The organism is Mycobacterium sp. KBS0706 (assembly GCF_005938675.2).
Classification (GTDB): Bacteria; Pseudomonadota; Alphaproteobacteria; order DSM-16000; family Inquilinaceae; genus Inquilinus.
The window spans coordinates 1-331 of the sequence record NZ_VCCH02000391.1; the positions used below are offsets into that span (position 1 = coordinate 1).

Annotated in this window: 1 protein-coding gene; it reads right to left on the reverse strand. The window is 66.5% G+C overall.

What is annotated here, in order from left to right; genetic code table 11:
- Positions 1-87 precede the first annotated feature (87 nt).
- Positions 88-331: transposase (locus tag FFK22_RS42420; RefSeq protein ID WP_138893753.1), on the reverse strand; the 244-nt coding region annotated here is incomplete at its 5' end.

Consider the following 331-nt stretch of genomic DNA (forward strand, 5'->3'; position numbering starts at 1 on the left):
CGAGGCTGTGTGGAAACGCGAGTTTGGTGAGCGCGGGCGGGGTTTCGTCGGGGTGGATCTGTCGAAGCTGGTTCGGCAGCTCAGATGTCAGGCCCGGATGGCCTGCAGCAAACCCGCGACACCCAGGATGGAGATCACGCGCTTGAGGTTGTAGGCGAGGACCTGGAGGCTCATCTCGGTGCTGACCCGCTTGAGCCCTCTGGTCAGGAAGTGGGTCGCTCCCATCCAGGCCTTGAGGGTGCCGAACGGGTGCTCCGCCGTCTGCCGGCGGATGCGCATGGCCTCCGGCGCCCGGTCCAGCCGCTGCTGCATGGCGTCGATGACGGCTTCA